The following is an 18,902-nucleotide window of genomic DNA, read 5'->3' on the forward strand; positions in this document are numbered from 1 at the left end:
ATCCAGAGCGCCGCCGGGCAGCCCGGCATGGAGGAAGGACGGCTCGGCGGCCAGGAGAACGCGGCCCACCTGCGGCGCCTCTTCGAGCGGGTGAAGCAGAGCCGGTCCGGCGAGGCCATCGTGGAGCTCCCGGAGCACTCCGAGTACATCGCCGTGACGCGGCTCCAGGGCCCGGATTGGTATTTCGCCACGGTGTTGCCCGAGAGCACGGTGACGGGGCCCGCCCTGAGCGCGGCGCGCTACGTGCTGCTGCTCGGCGTGCTGTCGCTGGTGCTGGAGCTGGTCATCATGTACTGGGTCCTCCAGCGGCAGATCCGCGAGCCCCTGGTGGCCTTCGCCCGGGCCACGGACCGGGTGGCGGCCGGCGACTTCCAGGTGGCGCTGGACAGCTCGCGCGGCGACGAGCTGGGGCAGCTGGCCCGCGCCTTCCAGCTCATGGCCGGGCAGGTGCAACGGCGCGAGGAGGAGCTGCGCCAGGCCAACGAGGGACTGGAGCACCGGGTGGAGGAGCGCACCCGCGAGCTCAAGGACATCCACCTGCAGCTGGTGCAGACGGCGCGGCGCGCGGGCATGGCGGAGATCGCCACCAACGTGCTGCACAACGTGGGCAACGTGCTCAACAGCGTCTACACTGCGGCCCAGGTCGCCAAGGAGCGGATGACGGGGATGCGGCTGGAGCACGTGGGCCGCGTGGCGGGCCTGCTCCAGGAGCACCTGGCCGACGCGGGCACCTTCCTCACCCAGGACGAGCGCGGACGCAATGTCATGCCCTTCTTGAGCAAGCTGGGGAAGAACCTGCTCGACGAGCGCGCCGAGGTCATCGTGCTGCTCGACGACGTGGGCCGCTACACCGAGCACATCGGAGACATCGTCAAGGTGCAGCAGAACTACGCCCGCATGCCCCGGGTGCACGAGCCCGTGCAGCTGGCGGAGCTGATGGAGGACGCCCTGCGCATCAACGCGGCCGGGCTCTCCCGCCATCAGGTGAAGGTGCAGCGGCACCTCGCGTCCCTGCCGGCCGTGCTCACCGACAAGCACAAGGTGCTGATGATCCTCGTCAACCTCGTGAGCAACGCCAAGTACGCCATGGACGAGGTGACCCCGAGCGAGCGGCTCCTCACGGTGAAGCTGGAGCAGACCCAACCGGACCGCGTGCACATCGCCATCCACGACAACGGCATGGGCATCGCGCCGGAGATGCTCACGCGCATCTTCCAATATGGCTTCACCACGCGCGCCGAGGGCCACGGCTTCGGCCTGCACTCCAGCGCCCTGGCGGCCCAGGAGCTGGGCGGCTTGCTGACCGTGCACAGCGATGGGCCCGGCCACGGCGCCACCTTCACCCTGGAGATTCCCTTCGTGCAGGTGCTCGCGACGGCGTGAGCCCGGGGCTCCTCACCGCTTCGGCTCGCCCGTGGGCACGGGCACCTGGGCGTCCGGGTACAGCTCGCGCTTCTCCGGCTCGAGTGCGTCCCGGCCCAGCCGCAGCGACGCCAGCGCGAACAGCGCGATGACTCCCAGCAGCACCACGCCCACCGAAGGTGCCGCCGGTCCAGGATGGAGACCTCCAGCCGCGGCATCTCGCGCCTCGGGTGGCCCTCCGGCAGCGAGCGCCACTCGCGCAGCATCTCCCGCGTGCACGCCGTGCCCCTCTGTCCTACCCGCCCCACGCCCGCCGCGAGCCTGCTCGGCTGCCCTCCCCCATCCAGCCACTGGCTTCATGACAGTGACAATTCACCAGTGACGACTTGACACAAGCGCTGTCGAGTCCTACTGTCAGTCCCGTGAGCACGACGAAGACACCCAGGGAGTGGAAGCTGACGGAGCTGGCCGAGGCGGCGGGCGTGTCCCCACGCACCGTGCGCTACTACGTCCAGCGGGGGCTGCTGCCCGCCCCGCCCTTCAAGGGGCCGGACACCGTCTACGGCGAGGACCACCTGCTGCGCCTCAAGGCCATCCGCGCCCTACAGGCCCGCTTCCTCCCGCTCGATGCCATCCAGGTGGAGCTGGCGCGGCTGAGCCCCGACGAGCTGAAGGCGCTCGTCGACGCTGACGCCACGCCTCCACCCGCCTCCGCCGCCGGGGCCGCTGTACCCGCCCCCTCGCCGGCTCCCGCGTCGGAGCCGGTGAAGGAGGAGGCCCCTGTCTCCCCCTCGGACGGGGTGACAAGCTGGCGCCGGTGGGAGTTGGCGCCGGGGCTGGAGCTGCAGCTCGCCGACACGGCGGACGAGAAGACCCGGGCGCTCGCCGAGCGTGTGCGCGCCCTCATCAATGAGTCCCAGGAAGAGTCCCAGGAAAGGTAGCGCCATGGTGAACGAGAAGGCTGGTCTGTACACGCAGAGCGGTGCCCAGGTTCCCCTTCAGGGAGTGGACGTCAGTGGCGAGTTGCTCGGCGGGCACGCCCGGGTGCGCGTGCGCCAGCGCTACCGCAACACCGAGTCCAAGCCCGTCGAGGCCGTCTACGTCTTCCCCCTCCCCTCCGACGCCACCCTCACCGCCTTCTCCATGGAGTGCGCCGGGCGGCGCGTGCAGGGCATCCTCAAGGAGCGCGACGAGGCCTTCCGCGCCTATGACGACGCGGTGACGGCCGGCCATGGCGCCGCGCTGCTCGACCAGGAGCGCCCCAACGTCTTCACCGCCCAGGTGGGCAACCTCCTGCCCGGCGAGGAGACCCTCGTCGACGTGGAGTTCCTCCAGGCCATCCAGGTGGAAGAGGGCTGCGTGCGCTGGGCCCTGCCCACCCTCGTGGCGCCCCGCTACATCCCCGGCTCGCCCTCGGGAGACCGCAGTGGCCACGGTTGGGCCGACCCCACCAGCCGCGTGCCCGACGCGGACCGCATCACCCCGCCCGTGGGCGACGCGCGCTACGGCCTCACGCTCGACCTGCTCATTGCGCTCGGCCGCGAGGTGGTGGTGGAGAGCCCCTCGCACAAGCTGGAGGTCTCGAAGGCCGAGGGCGGCACGCACGTGAAGCTCTCCCAGCCCCAGGTGGCGCTGGACCGCGACCTGGTGCTGAGCATCCGCAGCCCGGACACGAGCACTCCGCTCACCACGCTCGTCACCCACCGCAAGGGCGAGGAGCCGGGCGCCTTCGCCCTCACCGTGGTGCCGGACCTGCTCGGCATGGCCGCGGGCCCCAGGCGTCAGGAGGTGGTGTTCGTCGTGGACACCTCGGGCTCCATGGGCGGCGAGAGCCTCCCGCAGGCCCAGGGCGCGCTCCGCCTGTGCCTGCGCCACCTGCGCGAGGGCGACCGCTTCAACATCATCGCCTTCGAGAGCTCCTTCCAGCTCTTCTCCAAGGAGCCGGTGACCTTCACCCAGAAGACGCTGGAGCAGGCGGACAAGTGGGTGGCGGCGCTGCAGGCCAGCGGTGGCACCGAGCTGCTCCAGCCCATGCAGGCCGCGGTGCAGGCCGTGCCGGACGGCGTGGTGGTGCTGCTCACCGACGGCCAGGTGGGCAACGAGGCGGAAATCCTCAACGCGGTGATGGGGGCGCGCAAGACGGCACGCCTCTACTCCTTCGGCATCGGCACCAACGTGAGTGACGTGCTGCTCAAGGACATGGCGCGGCAGACGGGCGGCGCGGTGGAGTTCATCCACCCCGGCGAGCGCATCGACGACAAGGTGGTGGCGCAGTTCTCCCGCGCGCTCGCCCCCCGCGTCACCGGCGTGGAGCTGCGCTTCGAGGGCGTGGAGGCCTCGGAGCTGGCGCCCGCCGAGCCGCCGCCGCTCGTGGACGGCACGCCGTGGAGCCTCTTCGGCCGCTACACCACGCCGGGCAGCGGCAAGCTGGTGCTCAAGGGGAAGTCGGGCGCCGAGACGTTCTCGCTCTCCATCCCCGTGAGCTTCCCCGCCCAGAGTGACCGGCCGGTGGTGGAGAAGCTGTGGGCCGCCGAGCGCATCCGCGCGTGGCAGGACGCCGCGCTCGTGGGGCGGCGCGCCGAGGCGCTCAAGCAGCGCATCGTGCAGCTGGCGCTCGCGCACGGCATCGTCACGCCCTACACCTCCTTCGTGGTGGTGGAGGAGCGCCAGGGCGAGCGCCGCGCCTCGGGCCAGCCGGAGACGCGCGTCGTCCCCGTCAATGCCCCGGCCGGCTGGTCCATGTTCGGCACGGCGAAGCAGGAGGAGCAGGCCCCCCAGGCCCAGGGGGTGGCGCGCAAGGGCCGTCCCGCCATGGCGGCGAAGAAGCTCGCGGCCCCGAGCATCGGGGGCATGGCCCCGGGCTCGCCGCCGATGCCCTCGCCCGCCCGCGCCGCGCCGTCCGCGTCGTTCGCCCCGCCCCCGCCCGCGCCCGTGGCCGCCGCTCCGGCGGCCCGAGCCGCCTCGGCGGGTCCGTCGGGTGCCTCCGAGCGGAGCAAGGGCGGCTTCGGCACCCTCGCTGGGCTGGTCAAGGAGAAGGCCGCCGCCAAGATGGACTCCATGGACCTGGGCCGCGATGCCGACGACTCGTTCTCGGTGCTGGCGGAGTCGTCCGCGAGCCTGGAGCTGGAAGCGCCCGCGGAGGAAGAGTCCGCGGCGGACGGCGGCGTGGGCCTGCTCGAGCAGCAGCTCGCCAGCGGCCTGTGGGCGGGCACGGGGACGGGCGCCGAGCCCGTGCGCCAGGCCCGCGCCACCGCGCTCGCCCTGCTGGAGCTGTTGCGCCAGGGCATCACCAGCAGCCACGCGCTGCACGGCGCGCAGGTGAAGAAGGCCGTGGAGGCGCTGCTCGCGCTCGTGCCCCAGTTGAGCGGGGCGCCCGACGTGGCCGAGCTCGCCCTGGGCGTGGCGTGGCTGGTGGCCGCCGGCCCGCGCACCCGGGGGAAGATCGCCGAGGCCGCGCAGCCCATCGCCGGGCTGAGCGCGCGGCTGCAGAACGAGGTGGCCCTGCGCCAGCACGTGGACGCGCTCGCCACGCGCTGAGCCGGGCCCTCCGCACCGCCGAGGCGCTTGTCCCGGGCCTCGGTGGTGGGTGGAGCGGGGTTACTCCCTGGCGACCTGGAGCACGAGCTTGCCCGTGTTCTCGCCCTTGAAGAGCTTGAGCAGGGTGTCGGGGAACGTCTCGAGGCCCTGGACGATGTCCTCGCGGGACTTGAGCTTGCCCTGGGCCATCCAGCCGGCCATCTCGCGAGCCGCCTCGCCGTAGCGCGGGGCGTAGTCGAACACCACCATGCCCGTCATGCTCGCGCGGTTGACGAGCAGGGACATGTAGTTGGCCGGGCCCTTCGCCGGGCCCGTGTTGTTGTACTGGGAGATGGCGCCGCAGATGATGATGCGCGCCCCGCGCGCGAGCTGGGTGAGCACCGCGTCGAGGATGTCGCCGCCCACGTTGTCGAAGTAGACGTCCACGCCCTTGGGGCAGTGCGTGCGCAGCGCCTTCTTCACGTCCTCGGACTTGTAGTCGATGGCGGCGTCGAAGCCGAGCTCCTCCACGAGGTAGCGGCACTTGTCCGGCCCACCGGCGATGCCCACCACGCGGCACCCCTTGAGCTTCGCGATCTGCCCGGCCACCATGCCCACCGAGCCGGCCGCGCCCGAGACGACGACGGTGTCCCCCGGGTTGGGCTTGCCGATGTCGAGCAGCCCGAAATAGGCCGTCATGCCGGAGATGCCGAGCACGCCGAGGTAGACGGGCAGCGGGATGCGCGGGTCGACCTGGGTGACGCCCTTTCCGTCGGAGCGCGCGTACTCCTGCACGCCGAAGACACCCAAGACGTGGTCGCCGGCCGAGAAGCCGGGGTGCTTGCTGGAGACGACGCGGCCCACGCCCGCGGCGCGCATGACCTCGCCGATGCCCACGGGCGGGATATAGGACTTGCCCTCGTTCATCCACGAGCGCATGGCCGGGTCCAGCGAGAGGTAGAGCACCTTCACCAGCAGCTCGCCGTCCCTCGGCTCGGGGACGGGCTCCTCGGTGTACTTCCAGTCTTCGCGCTTGGGCATGCCGGCCGGGCGGGCGGCGAGGCGGAACTGATGATTGGTGGGGCTCATGGTGCTCCTGTCGGAGACGGCGGCTACGGAACGAGGCTTATAGCGCCCGAGTCACTTATGAGTCTATAAGCCTGCCCTGCCCGGCCCGTCACCCGGTCCCTTCAGGGATGACAGAGGCTGGACAAACCATGACGAACAGAAGTGGGGGAAACATTCCGCGCCCGTCGCGGTTGAGCCATTCCCGAATGACAGCTCCCACGCTCCGGCCCCCCACCTCCCTGGCCCGCTCGACCCTCATCCAGATGGGCGTGCGCATTGGCGTCCTCATCGCCCTGAGCACGCTCGCCAGCTACCTGCACATGTTCCACACGCTGCGCGAGGAAGCCCTCCAGCAACTGGCGCGGCATGTGGCGGAGCGCAGCCAGCGGGAGCAGGCCATCTTCACGCTGGCGGAGGACAACCACGCCATCCTCCGCAAGGCCCTGGAGGAGCGCATCCGCGCCTGGGGCCAGCAGGATCCGAATCCGCGCTTCGACAGCCTGTTTACCCAATGGCCGGATGGCACGGTCCGCTCCCGGGTCGAGGGCTTCGACGGGACGCGGATGGCGGGAGTCTTCGTCCCGCCGGGTGTGAAGCTCGACACGGAGCTGCGCCGCCGCATCCTGGCCGCCTACGACGTCACCATGCAGTACGGGCCCGCCTTCGCGGCCCGCTTCATCGACACCTATGTCACCCTGGCGGAGGGGCCCGTCATCACGTTCTGGCCCACGAGACCCGCCTGGGCCCTCGAGCTCCCGGCGAACGACCCGACGCTCGAGTACGAGTACGTCACCATCACCACTCCCGCGAAGAACCCGCGGCGGCGGACGGCCTGGACCGGCAGCTACCTGTACCCGCCCACCCAGAACTGGTTGGTCACGGTGAGCACCCCGCTGGACCTGGAGGGCCGCCATGCCGCGACGTTCTCCCATGACGTCATGCTGGACGAGCTGCTGGCCCGCTCCATCAACGACCACCTGCCCGGCACCTACAACCTGCTCGTGCGAGATGACGGCCAGCTCATCGCGCATCCCGGGCTGGACATGCGGGGCGCCACCGTGGACTACGACCTGCTGGGCACCGCTCCGAAGCCCGGGGAGACGGCCCCCCGGCTCGCGTCCGAGGAGGAGCGGGTCCACCTGCGGAGCCTCTTCGAGAAGCTGAAGAACCGCCAGCCCGGCGAGGACCTCGTGGAGCTCCCCGAGTATGGCGAGTACATCGCCGTGGCCCGGCTACAGGGGCCAGAGTGGAACTTCGTCACGGTGCTGCCCAAGAGCATGGTGACCGACTCCGCCTTGAGGGCGGCGCGCTATGTGCTGCTGTTCGGCCTGGCGTCCCTGCTGCTGGAGCTGGTCATCATGTACTGGGTGCTCCGCGAGCAGATCTCCCAACCGCTGCTGGCTTTCACCCAGGCCACGCACCGGGTGGCGTCCGGGGACTTCCAGGTGACGCTGGACACGCGGCGCGAGGACGAGCTGGGGCAGCTGGCGGGGGCCTTCCGGACCATGGCCAACCAGGTGCAGCAGCGCGAGGAGCAGTTGCGTCAGGCCAACGAGGGACTGGAGCAACGCGTCGAGGAGCGGACCCGGGAGTTGAAGACGGTCCACGGGCAGCTGATACAGACGGCGCGGCAGGCGGGCATGGCGGAGATCGCCACCAGCGTGCTGCACAACGTGGGCAATGTGCTCAACAGCGTCTACACCTCCTCCCAGCTGGCGCGGGACAGGGTGGGCGAGCTGCGGTTGGAGCACGTGAGCAAGGTGGCCATCCTGATGGAGGAGCGCCAGGCGGACCTCGCCACCTTCCTCACCCAGGACGAGCGCGGGCGCAACACCCTGCCCTTCCTGAACAAGCTGGGACAACACCTGCTGAAGGAGCGCCAGGAGATCATCACCCTGCTGGAGGACGTGGGCCGGTACACGGAGCACATCGGCGACATCGTCAAGGTGCAGCAGAACCATGCCCGCACACCCCGGATGAACGAGCCCGTCCACCTGTCCTCGCTGCTGGAAGACGCGCTGCGCATCAACGCGGCCGCCCTCACCCGTCACCACGTGAAGGAGGTCCGGCAACTGCCCGTCCTGCCTCCCTCGATGACGGACAAGCACAAGGTGCTGATGATCCTCGTCAATCTCATCAGCAACGCCAAATACGCCATGGATGGGACGCCGCCGGAGCAGCGCATCCTGCGCGTGAAGCTGGAGCGCCCCGTGCCCGACCGCGTCCGCATCGAGGTCCAGGACAATGGCATGGGCATCCCCCCGGAGCTGCTCACGCGCATCTTCCAGTACGGCTTCACCACCCGGGCGGACGGGCACGGCTTCGGCCTGCACTCCAGTGCCGTGGCGGCCCAGGAGCTGGGGGGCTCGCTGACGGTCCACAGTGACGGGCCCGGGTGTGGCGCCACGTTCACGCTGGAGCTGCCCTACCAGCCCATCGGGCAGAGCGCTCCCTCATGACGGACCCAGGTGAGCCCGCTTCCTGAGCAGCGGGGAGACGAGGGCGGAGTGTCCAACTCCTCCACCCTCTTCGAACAGGCAGCGCTGCGCTCTTGCCAGGAGCCGAGGGCCCGTCCCACTGTGCCTGACTTCCAGCAACTCTTCGAGAAGAGCCCGGGCGCCTACCTCGTCCTCACGCCCGACGCGGACTTCACCATCGTGGCGGTGAGCGACGCCTACCTGCGTGCCACCTTGACGGCCCGCGCGGCCATCCTCGGCCGCGGCCTCTTCGAGGTGTTCCCCGACAACCCGGCGGACCCGAACGCCACGGGCACGCGCAACCTGCGCGCCTCGCTCGGGCGGGCCCTGGCCACTCACGCGCCGGACACCATGGCCGTGCGTCCCGCGAAGCTGAGGCGCCAGGAATTCCGGGCTCGCCGGCAACCCTTGGCCAGGTCATGGCCGCGGGCGTGAAATCACAACCAACTCCGAGGGCCTCTCCCCGCTGTGGACACCCAAGGGTGGGGAAGACATGCGGAATATCGGCATCATCGGCTCGGGAGTCGTCGGACTCCTGGCCGCGCACGGCCTGCGCCAGGCGGGCCACCAGGTGACACTCTATTCGGACAAGACGCCCGAGCAGTGGCTTCAGAGCCGGCCCACGGGCACGGCGGCGCGCTTCGGCCTGTCGCTGCAACTCGAGCGCGAGCTCGGCCTCAATCACTGGGATGACGAGGTGCCCTGGGTCGAGGGCGCGCACATCACCGTCTGCCCCGCGCCGCGCAACCGCCTGCTCACGCTCACGGGGCGCATGCGCGAGCGCTTCCTGGCCATCGACGTGCGGCTGCAGAGCCACCGGTGGATGAAGGGCCTGGTGGAGCGGGGCGGCCGCATCGAGCTCGAGTCCGTGACGGTGGAGCGGCTGGAGGAGATCGCCGCCGCGCATGAGCTCACCCTGGTGGCGGCCGGCCGTGCGGAGCTGTGCCAGCTCTTCGAGCGCGACGCGGCCCGGAGCGTCTACGACACGCCCCAGCGCCAGCTTGCGCTCATGTGCATCAAGGGCCCGAAGCTGCGCTTCGACAACCTGCCGCTGGTGCCGGTGAAGTTCAACGCCTTGCCCGGCGTGGGCGAGGTCTTCTACATGCCCTATCACCACAAGGACGTGGGCCCGAGCTGGAACTGCCTCTTCGAGGCGAAGCCCGGCGGGCCGCTGGACCGGTTCCGCGAGGCGAAGAGCGGCGAGCAGGTGGTGGAGCTCGCCAAGGGGCTGTTCCGTGAGTTCTTCCCCTGGGACGCGGACTGGTTCCAGGACGCGGAGCTTTCGGACTCACAGGGGTGGCTGGTGGGGGCGTTCACGCCCACGGTGCGCCAGCCGGTGGGACGGCTGCCCTCGGGGCGCGAGGTGATGGCGCTCGGGGACACGGTGATGTCGCTGGACCCCGTCGGGGGGCAGGGCGCCAACAACGGGTACAAGCAGGTGCGCAACCTGCTCGAGTGCGTGGCCGCGCACGGGGAGCGGCCCTTCGGCGCGGCGTGGATGAGCGCCACCTTCGAGCGCTTCTACGCACGCCACGGGCACCCGACGAACACCTTCAACAACCTCCTGCTCGAGCCCATCACCCCGGCGGTCCGCGAGCTGCTGATGGCCCAGTACGGCAGCGACGGCCGCGAGGACAACCGGAGCGCGGTGCAGCGGTTGGCCGATGCCTTCGCCGAGAACTTCAACGACCCGGCCTCGCTGACCTCGGTGATACAGAACCCGCGCAGCACGCGCGACTTCATCGCGGGGACCACCGGCGGCCCCTGGTTCTCCGCCCTGGCCCGCGGCGGGCTGGGCGTGGCCTGGGGGCAGTTGCGCCAGAAGCTCGGCCTGGACCCGAGGACCCCACCCCTGGCCGCCTGAATCGCCGCGCTTTCACGACCCGCCCATCCCACGCTTGCGCCCGGCGGTGCGCTTCCGGGGCACGGGCCCGAGCACTTCCGCGATGGCCTCCTTGCGGAGCATGGCTTGGGCGCGGGTTGCGAACTCCTCGAACGGGAGGGCCTCGCCCGCCTTCGTCACCAGGACCAACCGGTACACCGCCCGCGAGCGGCTGGTCGGGAACGAGTCATTGGACGAGGACGTGTACTCATGGCGGGTCACCTCGAAGTCCGCCATGTCCGCGGGCGACACCTGGCGCTCGCGCGGCGCGAAGGGGCGCAGGTGCCAGCGGAAGGTGAGGCCCTTCTTCCGCTCGATATGGACGGAGCACGCGGCGCTGGCGGCAATGGCACCCGCGAGGGTGAGGCCACTTCCCACCGCGGCCATGGTGAGCGGTATGAGCTTGAACGGGAACGGGATGGGCAGCCGGAGGAAGGGAAGCGTCCTCGCGGTGAAGCCCGCGCCGAACACCGCGGCGGCGCCTCCCACCAGGCGTGCCGGTAGCGCGGGGCCTTCCAGTTCGAGAACACCTCGCTCGCGCTCCGAGACCTTCACCTTCATCCGGGTGCACGGCGGAGAGGAGAGCCATTGCATGGCCAATAGGATACGCCCGCTTCCTCAACACTCCGCCCTCTTTCTTATACGCCACGGTTGGGCCAGGCCGCTCCCGGCTTACAATCTCTCTCTTGAGCGGGGTCACAACGGCTGGCCGTCATCGCCGCGGTCACCCTGCCGATCACGGCCCTGTCGTCGATCCTCGGGATGAACGTCATCGTCAGCGGGAGCACCCATCTCGGGCTCCTGCTGCCGGCTCTGGCGGTCATGCTGGTGATGTCCGCCGTCCTGCTCGTCTGGGCCAGGCGCAAGGGATGGTGGTAGCCCTACCCGGGGCCCCTGGCGGGCTGGTAGGGCCTCACGCGCACGGAGAGGAGGGACCCGAATATCCGCCGATCCGGCCTGAATCCCCGCTCTCCCCTTCCTCGGGCTCCCGACGCATTCTCTGGTCCCATGGTCCGCCTCCCGCGGGCCTCTCGAGGACACGCCATGGCTCACGAACACCCCGCCCCCTCCGCCCACCACGTCGTGCACGGCTTTGGCGCCGACCGCGCCGCCCACTACGACGCCCAGGTGTCCGTCAACCTCGCCGGCGGCCAGGCGGCATACGAGCTCGGCGTCAGCGCGCTGACCGCCTGGCTCGATGGCCAGGACACGGCGTCGTTGCTCTTCGTGGGACTGGGCACGGGCGCGGAGTTGCTGCCCTACACCCGCTTCGACGTGCCGGGCTGGCGCTTCACGGGCGTGGATCCCTCCGACGCCATGCTCGCCGTCGCCCGCACGCGCCTGGAGGCCGAGGGACTGCTCTCGCGCACGCACCTGCACCTGGGCGAGCTGAATACCCTGCCTCCCGGCCCCCCGTTCGACGGCGCGCAGATGATGGGCGTCCTGCACCATGTGGAGGGCGAGGAGGCTCGCCTCGAGCTGCTGCGGGAGGTGACCCGGCGGCTCAAGCCCGGAGCGCCCCTCGTCGTGGGCTGCCGCGTGGGCAAGGATCCCATGCTGACGAACGTGGAGTTGCGGCGGTTGCGGGCGTATGGAGTCCCCCCGGACGCGCTGGAGCACCGGCGTCAGCTCTTCGCGCAGATGCGGCCCATCGAGTCCGATGCCGCCCTGTTCGCCCTGTTCGCCCGGACCGGACTGGTGGAGCCGCGTCCGCTCTTCGTCTCGCTTCAGTACAAGGTCTTCCTCGCGCGCTTCGAGCCCGGAGCCGCGGGCTGAGACGATGGACGAAGGGCTCGGAACCGGCTGGCGGGCCCGGCGAGGTCGGGGTTGAGCGCGCTCCAGCGCGGGCCTGCTGTAGCAATGGAGCAAGGCACGTCGTGGACAGCACCGGAGGCGCCGGAAGCCGCTTCTGGGTGGAGTTGCCGCTGACGCCGCACGCGTGAGCGTTACGGCGAGACCTCGTCGGACACCACCTTCCCGTTCGGGTCGAGGACCGCCTTCCAGTCGTGCTTCTGCTTGTCGTACACGTCGTCGTAGTACCGGCCGGTGATCAAGACCGAGCCGTCGGGCCGCAGTTCGAAATGATCGCCCAGCGGCGTGTGGGGTCCGCCGTCGCCGCGGAATTGGTAGTCCCAGAGGACCTTCCCTTTCGCGTTGAGCTTCACGAGCCGGGTGACCGGATACCGGCCGGGGTGGACGTACGACAGGATTTGAGCCACGCAGCCGCCCTCCGGCGTCGCCGCGACCGTGCCGCCCTCGTAGTCGAGGAAGCCCTTCTTCACGAGCACCTTCTGCCAACGCGGCTTGCCCGTCGGCTCCAGCCGCGCGACGACCGGCTTCGTCCTCCCCGGCTTGTAATCGTCGTCGGTGTTGCCGCTGAGCGTTCCGATGAGGCAGACGTCGCCGCTCGGCGCGACCACGAACTGCCCGAACGTCGCGGCGGGATCGACCTTGAAGTCCTCGTAGCGGAGTCCGTGGTGGTCCGCGTACTGCTTGCCGAGGACCACTCCCTGGGCGATTTTCAAGTCGCCGCCCGCGCTGCCGGTGACTTCCGGCGAATCCACGTCGTCGGGCACTTCGTACAGCCGCACGCCCTTGTCGCGGGACCAACCTTTCTCGTCGACGAACGGGGTCATGAGCATCCGCCCGTTGAGCCCAACCCAGGCTTCCGCCGCGACGCCGTCGTTTCCGGGGAAGAGCATCCGCATCGGAATCGACGTCTGGAGGCTCAAGTCAGAGACGCGCCGCACTTCGACGACCTTCGGCGAGATCTGCTGCGTGTTCGAGATCACCAGCAAGCTCTTGCCCGACGGCGTGAGCACGAAGCGGTGGACCTTTCTCATTCCCCGCGTCTTCGCGTCGATCGTCTTCTTGTCGAGGTCGATGCGGATGACGTCGCCGAGCTCGTTCGAGCCGAGGAGGAGGTAGCGGTCGTCGGGCGTGAAGGCCGTGCCGTAGGTGGTGGGCGGAACGGGATAGGAGTCCACCTGCTTCGACGGGATGTCGATGACGAGCACTTGTTGTTGCGGCCTGGCGGGGTGGTCGCGCTCGTTGCCTTTGTCGTTGTACTCGACGAGCGCGAGCTTCTTGCCGTCAGGGCTGAACACCTTGGGACCGGACACCAACGTGATAGGCTTGTCACGCTTGGGGAAGTCGACCGTCATCGTCCAGTCGATGGCGCGCGTCTCGAGATGGATGCGTGCGAGCTCGAACGAGGTGTAGCCGTCCTTGGTCACGTTGCCCGCGGGGTTCACGGCGACCGCGTAATAGAAGTACGTGTCAGTCGGATCGAACCCGATGTCCTCGACGTAGTGGGTGTTGTCCCAGGGGCCGAGCAGCACGAGGTCGGAGAACTGCCGGGTGCGTTGGTCGTATTGGCAGAAGTAGGTTGCCACCGCCTCGTAGCCCTTCGTCGCGTTGAACGTGAGCGAGGTGACCTGCCCGTCGTGATGGATGAAGGTCGCGGACGGGTTCGTGCGGCCCAGCGTGTCGGTGTGCGCCTTCGGGAGTTGGTGCAACGGCACGGGCACGTCGATGACCTTGCGCTCCTGGAAATCGAACAGCTCGTAATGCGGCATCCTGGGGCGGTTCTTCTCGTCGCGCTCCCACGTGACGCCGACGAGGACGAAGCGCTGCGCGCTGACTTTCGCGGCGTTCGTGTACTTCACGTCGGGTAGCTCAGCCACGAGCCGCAAGCCCCCGGCGAGAGCGAGTTGCGGAAAGAGGAGGAGGAGAGCAGCGATGTGCGTTCGCATGCGGGGGACTGTAATGCCCATGCGGGCGGTGACGCGGTCTTCAGCTGCTGAATTCACGGATGCGGAAGGTGCGCGCCACTGTGGTGCTCACGCAAGGAGGGCGCACATCGGCCTTCTCGCGCACGCTCGAGTGCGACTCGTAACGAGACGGGGGCTCGAGCGTTCTGCACGAAGATCACGACGACGCGGCACGCCCCCGTACCACCACACCTACAAGAGGCGGAGAAGGACATGGAGGCGCGCGCTTCGCCTGTGCGAAGCGCGGCTGTCTTCCTCCGCGTTGTCTGTTCTACGCGCCGAAGACGCGGATGAGCTTCACCAGACCGTCCAGCGTCTTGGCGTCATCGGCGAGCCCGGGGTTGGGCGGCATCACCGGGCTCTTGCCCACCGCCGCACCGCCTCCGAGGATGACCTTCTTGAGGTTCTCGTCGGTGATGGTCTGCTGCCAGGCCTTGTCACTGAAGTTGCGCGGCTTCGGGTTGATCGCCGCCGCGAGCGTGCCATCGCCATGACCATTGGGGCCATGGCAGTTGCTGCACACGGCGGCGAAGAGGGTGCGCGACGACTCCGGCACATCCGCCAGCTTCGCGCTGGCCAGGGTGGTCGGAGCGGGAGCGGGAGCGGCCGCGGGCGGCGCGGTGAACGCGGGCATCTTCGCGCCCTCGGGCACATGTCCGCCCTGGGCGAACCAGGCGCCCACCAGCGCGCGCTCCTCCTCCGTCATGCCCGTGATGTTCCCGAGCGGCATCGTCTTGGTGGACACCGCGCGCACGAAGACGCGGTCGGCGTGGGTGTGGATGGCGTCCGGCGTGTCGAGGATGACGCCCTGCGGCGGTGCGGCGAACATCGGGCTGGAGGGATGTGCCGCGTGGCAGGTGGCACAGCGGGTCTGCAGCACGGCGGCGACCTCCTCGAACTTCACCGGCGGCTTGCCCGCGAACTGCTCGAGCGCGGGGTCCGGCGGCGGCCGCGTCAGCACCACCACCGCGAGGAGCGCGGCGGCCGTGCCCGCCCACATCACCGGCGGCGTCCTGCCGCGGAAGTTCATCGCGTACTTGAGCCCCGCCCCGACGACGAAGAGCAACCCGAGCACCAGCCACGGCCGCGAGCTGCCATAGGTGCTCGGGAAGTGGTTGGAGAGCATGGTGAACAGCACGGGCAGCGTCAGGTAGTGGTTCTGGATGGAGCGGCCCTTGGCGCGCAGGCCGTAGGTCGTGTCCACCGGCTTGCCCTCGCGGGTCATCGCGAGCATGTGCCGCTGCGCGGGGATGATGCGGAAGAACACGTTGGCGGCCATGAGGGTGCCGAGCGTGGCGCCGACCTGGAGGAACGCGCCGCGGGCGCTGAAGACGCGGGTGAGCCCGTACGCCAGGCCGGTGATGAGCACGAGCCCCACCGCGGCGAAGACCCGGTTGTTCCTCGAGAGCGGCGTCCTCCAGAGCAGCTCGTACAGGCCGTAGGAGAGCGGCAGGATGCCCAGGCTGATGAGCGTGGCCTGCGTGGCGGTGAGCGGGTAGACGCTCGGGTCGATGAGCAGCGCCGCGCCGTTGAGGTTGAAGACGATGACGAGCAGCAGGAAGCCGCTGATCCACGTGGTGTAGCTCTCCCACTTGAACCAGTAGAGGGTGGCGGGCAGCTCGCCCTTGGCGAGCGACTTGCGCTTCACCACCTCGTAGAAGCCACCGCTGTGCGTCATCCACAGCTCGCCAACCACTTCGCCCTCGCGGGGGCGGCTCGGCGAGGTGAGGTGGCTGTCGAGCCACATGAAGAGGAACGAATCACCTATCCACATGATCGCCGCGATCACGTGGACCCAGCGCACGAGGAGATTCAGCCACTCATGGAAGAAGGCGTCCATGGCGGGACTCTACCGCTTTTTCCGCCGGGCGCGGACACACGTGCCGTGCGTACGCCCGAGTCGGTGTTGGGCTCGTGAGCGCGCCGCGGGCAACACCTCGCGGGAACAAGCCCACGCCCCTGCTGCCTGGGTGGGCCGCCTGGGCAGGCGGGTGCTCGAAGCGGCTGCACGGCCTCTTCCGAGCCCCTCCTGCCGCATGACCCGGTCGCCGAGCGAGCAGGCATCAGTGGCGGGGACTCCCCGGCTCCGGGTTGATCACCCCTCAAGTCGGACCCAGCTTCCCAACATGAAGCTGCCCGTCATGCCTCCGGTGTCGCCCATGCTCGCCAAACTGGTGCGCGAGATCCCGGGAGAAGGCGAGGTGCTCTACGAGCCGAAATGGGATGGATTCCGCGCCATCGTCTATCGCGACGGGGACGAGGTCATCCTCGGCAGCCGCAACGAGCGGCCGATGACGCGCTACTTCCCCGAGCTCGTCGAGTCGATCCGCGCGCATCTGCCGCACCGCTGCGTCGTCGACGGGGAAATCGTCATCGTGGGCGAGGACGGCGGGCTCGATTTCGACGCGCTGTTGCAGCGCATCCACCCGGCGGCTTCACGCATTCGGAAGCTGGCGGTGGAGACGCCCGCCTCGTTCGTGGCTTTCGACCTGCTCGCGCTCGACAAGCGGGACTTGCGGCCGCGGCCCTTCCACGAGCGCAGGAAGCTGCTCCAGAAAGCGCTCGCGGGTGTCCGTGCGCCGATTCACCTCACGCCCGCCACGCGCAGCCGCGAGGTGGCCGAGGCCTGGTTCAGCCGCTTCGAGGGCGCCGGGCTCGATGGAGTCGTCGTCAAGCCGCTCGACCTGCCGTACCTCGAGGGCAAGCGCGAGATGTACAAGGTGAAGCACGAGCGCACCGCGGACTGCGTCGTCGGTGGCTTTCGCTGGCACAAGGACGGCAAGGGCGTCGGCTCGCTGGTGCTTGGCCTCTACGATGAGCACGGCACGCTGCAACACGCGGGCGTCGCCACGAGCTTCGCCGCGAAGCAACGGGTGGAGCTCGCGAAGAAGCTCGAGCCGTACCGGAAGCGGGCGATGGAGACGCACCCCTGGCGCGAGTGGGCGGAGGTGGAGGACGACGCGGTCCGGATGCCGGGGGCCCAGAGCCGCTGGAGCGGGCAGCGCGACCTGGGTTGGGAGCCCGTGCGCCCGGAGCTCGTCGTCGAGGTGGCGTACGACCACCTGCAGGGCATGCGCTTCCGTCACGCCACGCACTTGCGAAGGTGGCGCCCGGACCGGACGCCGCGCTCGTGCACCTACGCGCAATTGGAGCGCTCGGTCCCGGCCGAGCTCGCCGAGGTCTTCGCCTCCGGGCAAGAGGCCGCCCCTGCCCATTGAAGGCGTCGTTCCTGTCAGCTCGACGGCTTCCGCCGCGTACGCGGCTGTCGCTTCGCACGTGCCGCGAGCGCCGGTTTCGCGCGGAGAGCGCCCTCGCGGGGGGGCGCACGGAGCGGTTCGTCCTTCTGCTTTTCGAAGTGCGGAGGAAAGGGGGCTTCACCGAGCCCCGCGGCCGTCTGTCGCTCGAAGAGCTCGAGAAGGCTGTCGAGCGTGAAGGCACGCGCATCCATCTCTCCCCAGACGTCACCGAGCTTCTTGTAGCGCCGGGGCACCGTGGCGAGCGTGAGCTCCTCGGGCTCCACGTCCGCGACCTCGTCCCAGCGCAGCGGGCAGGACACGCGCGCGTCGGGGTTGGCACGCACGGAATAGACAGACGCGATGGTCCTGTCCTTCGCATTCTGGTTGAAGTCCACGAACACCCGCCGGCCGCGCTCCTTCTTCCACCAGGCGCTCGTCGCCTTGCGCGGCATGCGCCGCTCCACCTCACGCGCGAGCGCGAGCGCGGCGTGGCGAACCTGAGTGAAGTCCCAGTGCGGTGCGAGCCGGACATAGACATGGATGCCGCGCGACCCGGACGTCTTCGGGTATCCCACGAGCCCGTGCTCCTCGAGCACCTCGCGCACGCACAGGGCGACCTCGCGCACGGTGGAGAAGCGCACGCCCGGCTGCGGGTCGAGGTCGATGCGGAGCTCGTCCGGGTGCGAGAGATCGCTCCGGCGTACCGGATGTGGGTTGAAGTCCAGACAGCCGAGGTTCACCGCCCAGACGACGTGCGCCAGGTCCACCGGGCAGAGCTCGTCCGCGCTCCGGCCGCTGGGAAAAGTCACCTCGGCGGTCTGGAGCCACTCGGGCGCGCCGGCCGGAATCCGCTTCTGGAAGAAGAACGCGCCCTCGGCGCCGTCCGGGTAGCGCTTGAGGGCGCACGGGCGCTCGCGGACGCCGCGAAGCATGCCTTCACCGACGGCCAGGTAGTACTCGATGAGGTCGAGCTTCGTCTCGCCGCGCGCGGAGAAGAAGACCTTGTCCGGCCGGCTGATGCGCACGGGACGGCCCGCGACCTCCAGTTGGGTGAAAGCGTCGGACATGTCCTCAAGTTAGGTCCACCTTTTGGACGGGTAACCGAGCTGAGGGGGAAGCGCCCGGCCGCTCGGCGGCGGAGCGAGCGCTGGCGTTCAAACAGCGCGCGCTGCCCCAGAAGCCCACGCCCCTGCCGCGTCCTCATGGGGAGGGCGGCCTGGGACGACGTGTGTCCCAAGGGGCTGCACGGCCTCTCCTCCGGCCCCACGCACAGCCTGGGCGGCACCCGTCAGCGGCGCTCCGACTACGACCATGCTCCGGCCGATATCACCCCGCAGCACTATGCCTTCCTCGTCAGCGAGGCCGAGTTCGATGAGGTTCTCGCCCGCGTGAAGGCCCGCGGCCTGCCCATCTACGCCGAGCCCACCGGTGAGGGCGCCGGAGAGCTCAACCGCAACTGGGGTGGTCGCGGCTTCTACTTTCCCGATCCCAACGGGCACTGGATGGAAGTGCTCACCCGTCCCTACGGATACCAGGGTTGACCTGGAGCAGCCGCTCCTGAATCACGCCTCGCGGCCCATACCAACCC

General features: G+C 69.6%; 15 protein-coding genes. 9 read left to right on the forward strand and 6 right to left on the reverse strand.

What is annotated here, in order from left to right:
• Positions 1–1,383, forward strand: a 1,383-nt coding sequence (locus ACJ8AN_RS00365; RefSeq protein ID WP_407753159.1) for a sensor histidine kinase, incomplete at its 5' end; no start/stop codon positions are given.
• 12 nt (positions 1,384–1,395) lie between these two features.
• On the opposite strand, the gene ACJ8AN_RS00370 is transcribed toward ACJ8AN_RS00365, so the two are convergent.
• On the reverse strand, positions 1,396–1,527 hold the full coding sequence (locus tag ACJ8AN_RS00370) for a hypothetical protein (RefSeq protein ID WP_407753160.1): 132 nt from the start codon (positions 1,525–1,527) through the stop codon (positions 1,396–1,398).
• 257 nt (positions 1,528–1,784) lie between these two features.
• On the opposite strand from ACJ8AN_RS00370, the gene ACJ8AN_RS00375 reads away from it, so the two are divergent.
• Positions 1,785–2,303: a helix-turn-helix domain-containing protein gene (locus ACJ8AN_RS00375; protein WP_407753161.1), complete on the forward strand. Its 519-nt coding sequence runs from the start codon at positions 1,785–1,787 to the stop codon at positions 2,301–2,303.
• Positions 2,304–2,307: 4 nt separating this feature from the next.
• Positions 2,308–4,899 (forward strand): VIT domain-containing protein, encoded by a 2,592-nt coding sequence (locus ACJ8AN_RS00380; protein WP_407753162.1) that lies wholly within the window; start codon positions 2,308–2,310, stop codon positions 4,897–4,899.
• Positions 4,900–4,959: 60 nt separating this feature from the next.
• Here ACJ8AN_RS00380 and ACJ8AN_RS00385 read toward each other — a convergent pair whose 3' ends face one another.
• Positions 4,960–5,967, reverse strand: a complete 1,008-nt coding sequence (locus ACJ8AN_RS00385) for an NADP-dependent oxidoreductase (RefSeq protein ID WP_407753163.1) — start codon at positions 5,965–5,967, stop codon at positions 4,960–4,962.
• 185 nt (positions 5,968–6,152) lie between these two features.
• Between ACJ8AN_RS00385 and ACJ8AN_RS00390 the strand changes: the two genes are divergently transcribed.
• Genes ACJ8AN_RS00390 through ACJ8AN_RS00400 form a run of 3 tightly spaced genes read left to right on the forward strand, consistent with a single transcriptional unit; the run spans position 6,153 to position 10,287 of the window.
• Positions 6,153–8,405 carry an ATP-binding protein gene (locus tag ACJ8AN_RS00390; RefSeq protein WP_407753164.1) on the forward strand — a complete coding sequence of 751 codons (2,253 nt, stop codon included), beginning with the start codon at positions 6,153–6,155 and terminating at the stop codon, positions 8,403–8,405.
• Between the two features lie 9 nt (positions 8,406–8,414).
• A complete protein-coding gene (locus tag ACJ8AN_RS00395; protein ID WP_407753165.1) occupies positions 8,415–8,858 on the forward strand; it encodes a PAS domain-containing protein in 444 nt (147 codons plus the stop codon).
• 58 nt (positions 8,859–8,916) lie between these two features.
• The gene (locus ACJ8AN_RS00400) at positions 8,917–10,287 is read left to right on the forward strand and encodes a styrene monooxygenase/indole monooxygenase family protein (RefSeq protein WP_407753166.1); all 1,371 of its coding nucleotides are present in this window, start codon (positions 8,917–8,919) and stop codon (positions 10,285–10,287) included.
• Between the two features lie 12 nt (positions 10,288–10,299).
• Here ACJ8AN_RS00400 and ACJ8AN_RS00405 read toward each other — a convergent pair whose 3' ends face one another.
• Positions 10,300–10,899: a hypothetical protein gene (locus tag ACJ8AN_RS00405; RefSeq protein ID WP_407753167.1), complete on the reverse strand. Its 600-nt coding sequence runs from the start codon at positions 10,897–10,899 to the stop codon at positions 10,300–10,302.
• 450 nt (positions 10,900–11,349) lie between these two features.
• Here ACJ8AN_RS00405 and ACJ8AN_RS00410 point away from each other — a divergent pair, with 450 nt between their 5' ends.
• Positions 11,350–12,081, forward strand: coding sequence for a class I SAM-dependent methyltransferase (locus ACJ8AN_RS00410; protein WP_407753168.1), 732 nt, complete (start codon positions 11,350–11,352; stop codon positions 12,079–12,081).
• Positions 12,082–12,251: 170 nt separating this feature from the next.
• Here ACJ8AN_RS00410 and ACJ8AN_RS00415 read toward each other — a convergent pair whose 3' ends face one another.
• Together ACJ8AN_RS00415 and ACJ8AN_RS00420 are read right to left on the reverse strand one after the other, a co-directional pair.
• On the reverse strand, positions 12,252–14,060 hold the full coding sequence (locus ACJ8AN_RS00415; RefSeq protein ID WP_407753169.1) for a hypothetical protein: 1,809 nt from the start codon (positions 14,058–14,060) through the stop codon (positions 12,252–12,254).
• Positions 14,061–14,349: 289 nt separating this feature from the next.
• Positions 14,350–15,918 carry a urate hydroxylase PuuD gene (locus tag ACJ8AN_RS00420; protein ID WP_407753170.1) on the reverse strand — a complete coding sequence of 523 codons (1,569 nt, stop codon included), beginning with the start codon at positions 15,916–15,918 and terminating at the stop codon, positions 14,350–14,352.
• Positions 15,919–16,204: 286 nt separating this feature from the next.
• Between ACJ8AN_RS00420 and ACJ8AN_RS00425 the strand changes: the two genes are divergently transcribed.
• Positions 16,205–17,296 carry an ATP-dependent DNA ligase gene (locus ACJ8AN_RS00425; RefSeq protein WP_407753171.1) on the forward strand — a complete coding sequence of 364 codons (1,092 nt, stop codon included), beginning with the start codon at positions 16,205–16,207 and terminating at the stop codon, positions 17,294–17,296.
• 14 nt (positions 17,297–17,310) lie between these two features.
• Here the strand turns inward: ACJ8AN_RS00425 and ligD are convergent, their stop codons facing one another.
• Positions 17,311–18,381: a non-homologous end-joining DNA ligase gene (gene ligD, locus ACJ8AN_RS00430; RefSeq protein WP_407753172.1), complete on the reverse strand. Its 1,071-nt coding sequence runs from the start codon at positions 18,379–18,381 to the stop codon at positions 17,311–17,313.
• Positions 18,382–18,516: 135 nt separating this feature from the next.
• On the opposite strand from ligD, the gene ACJ8AN_RS00435 reads away from it, so the two are divergent.
• Positions 18,517–18,855, forward strand: coding sequence for a VOC family protein (locus ACJ8AN_RS00435; protein WP_407753173.1), 339 nt, complete (start codon positions 18,517–18,519; stop codon positions 18,853–18,855).
• The last annotated feature ends 47 nt before the right edge of the window (positions 18,856–18,902 follow it).

This window comes from Archangium sp., assembly GCF_045802675.1.
Classification (GTDB): Bacteria; Myxococcota; Myxococcia; order Myxococcales; family Myxococcaceae; genus Archangium.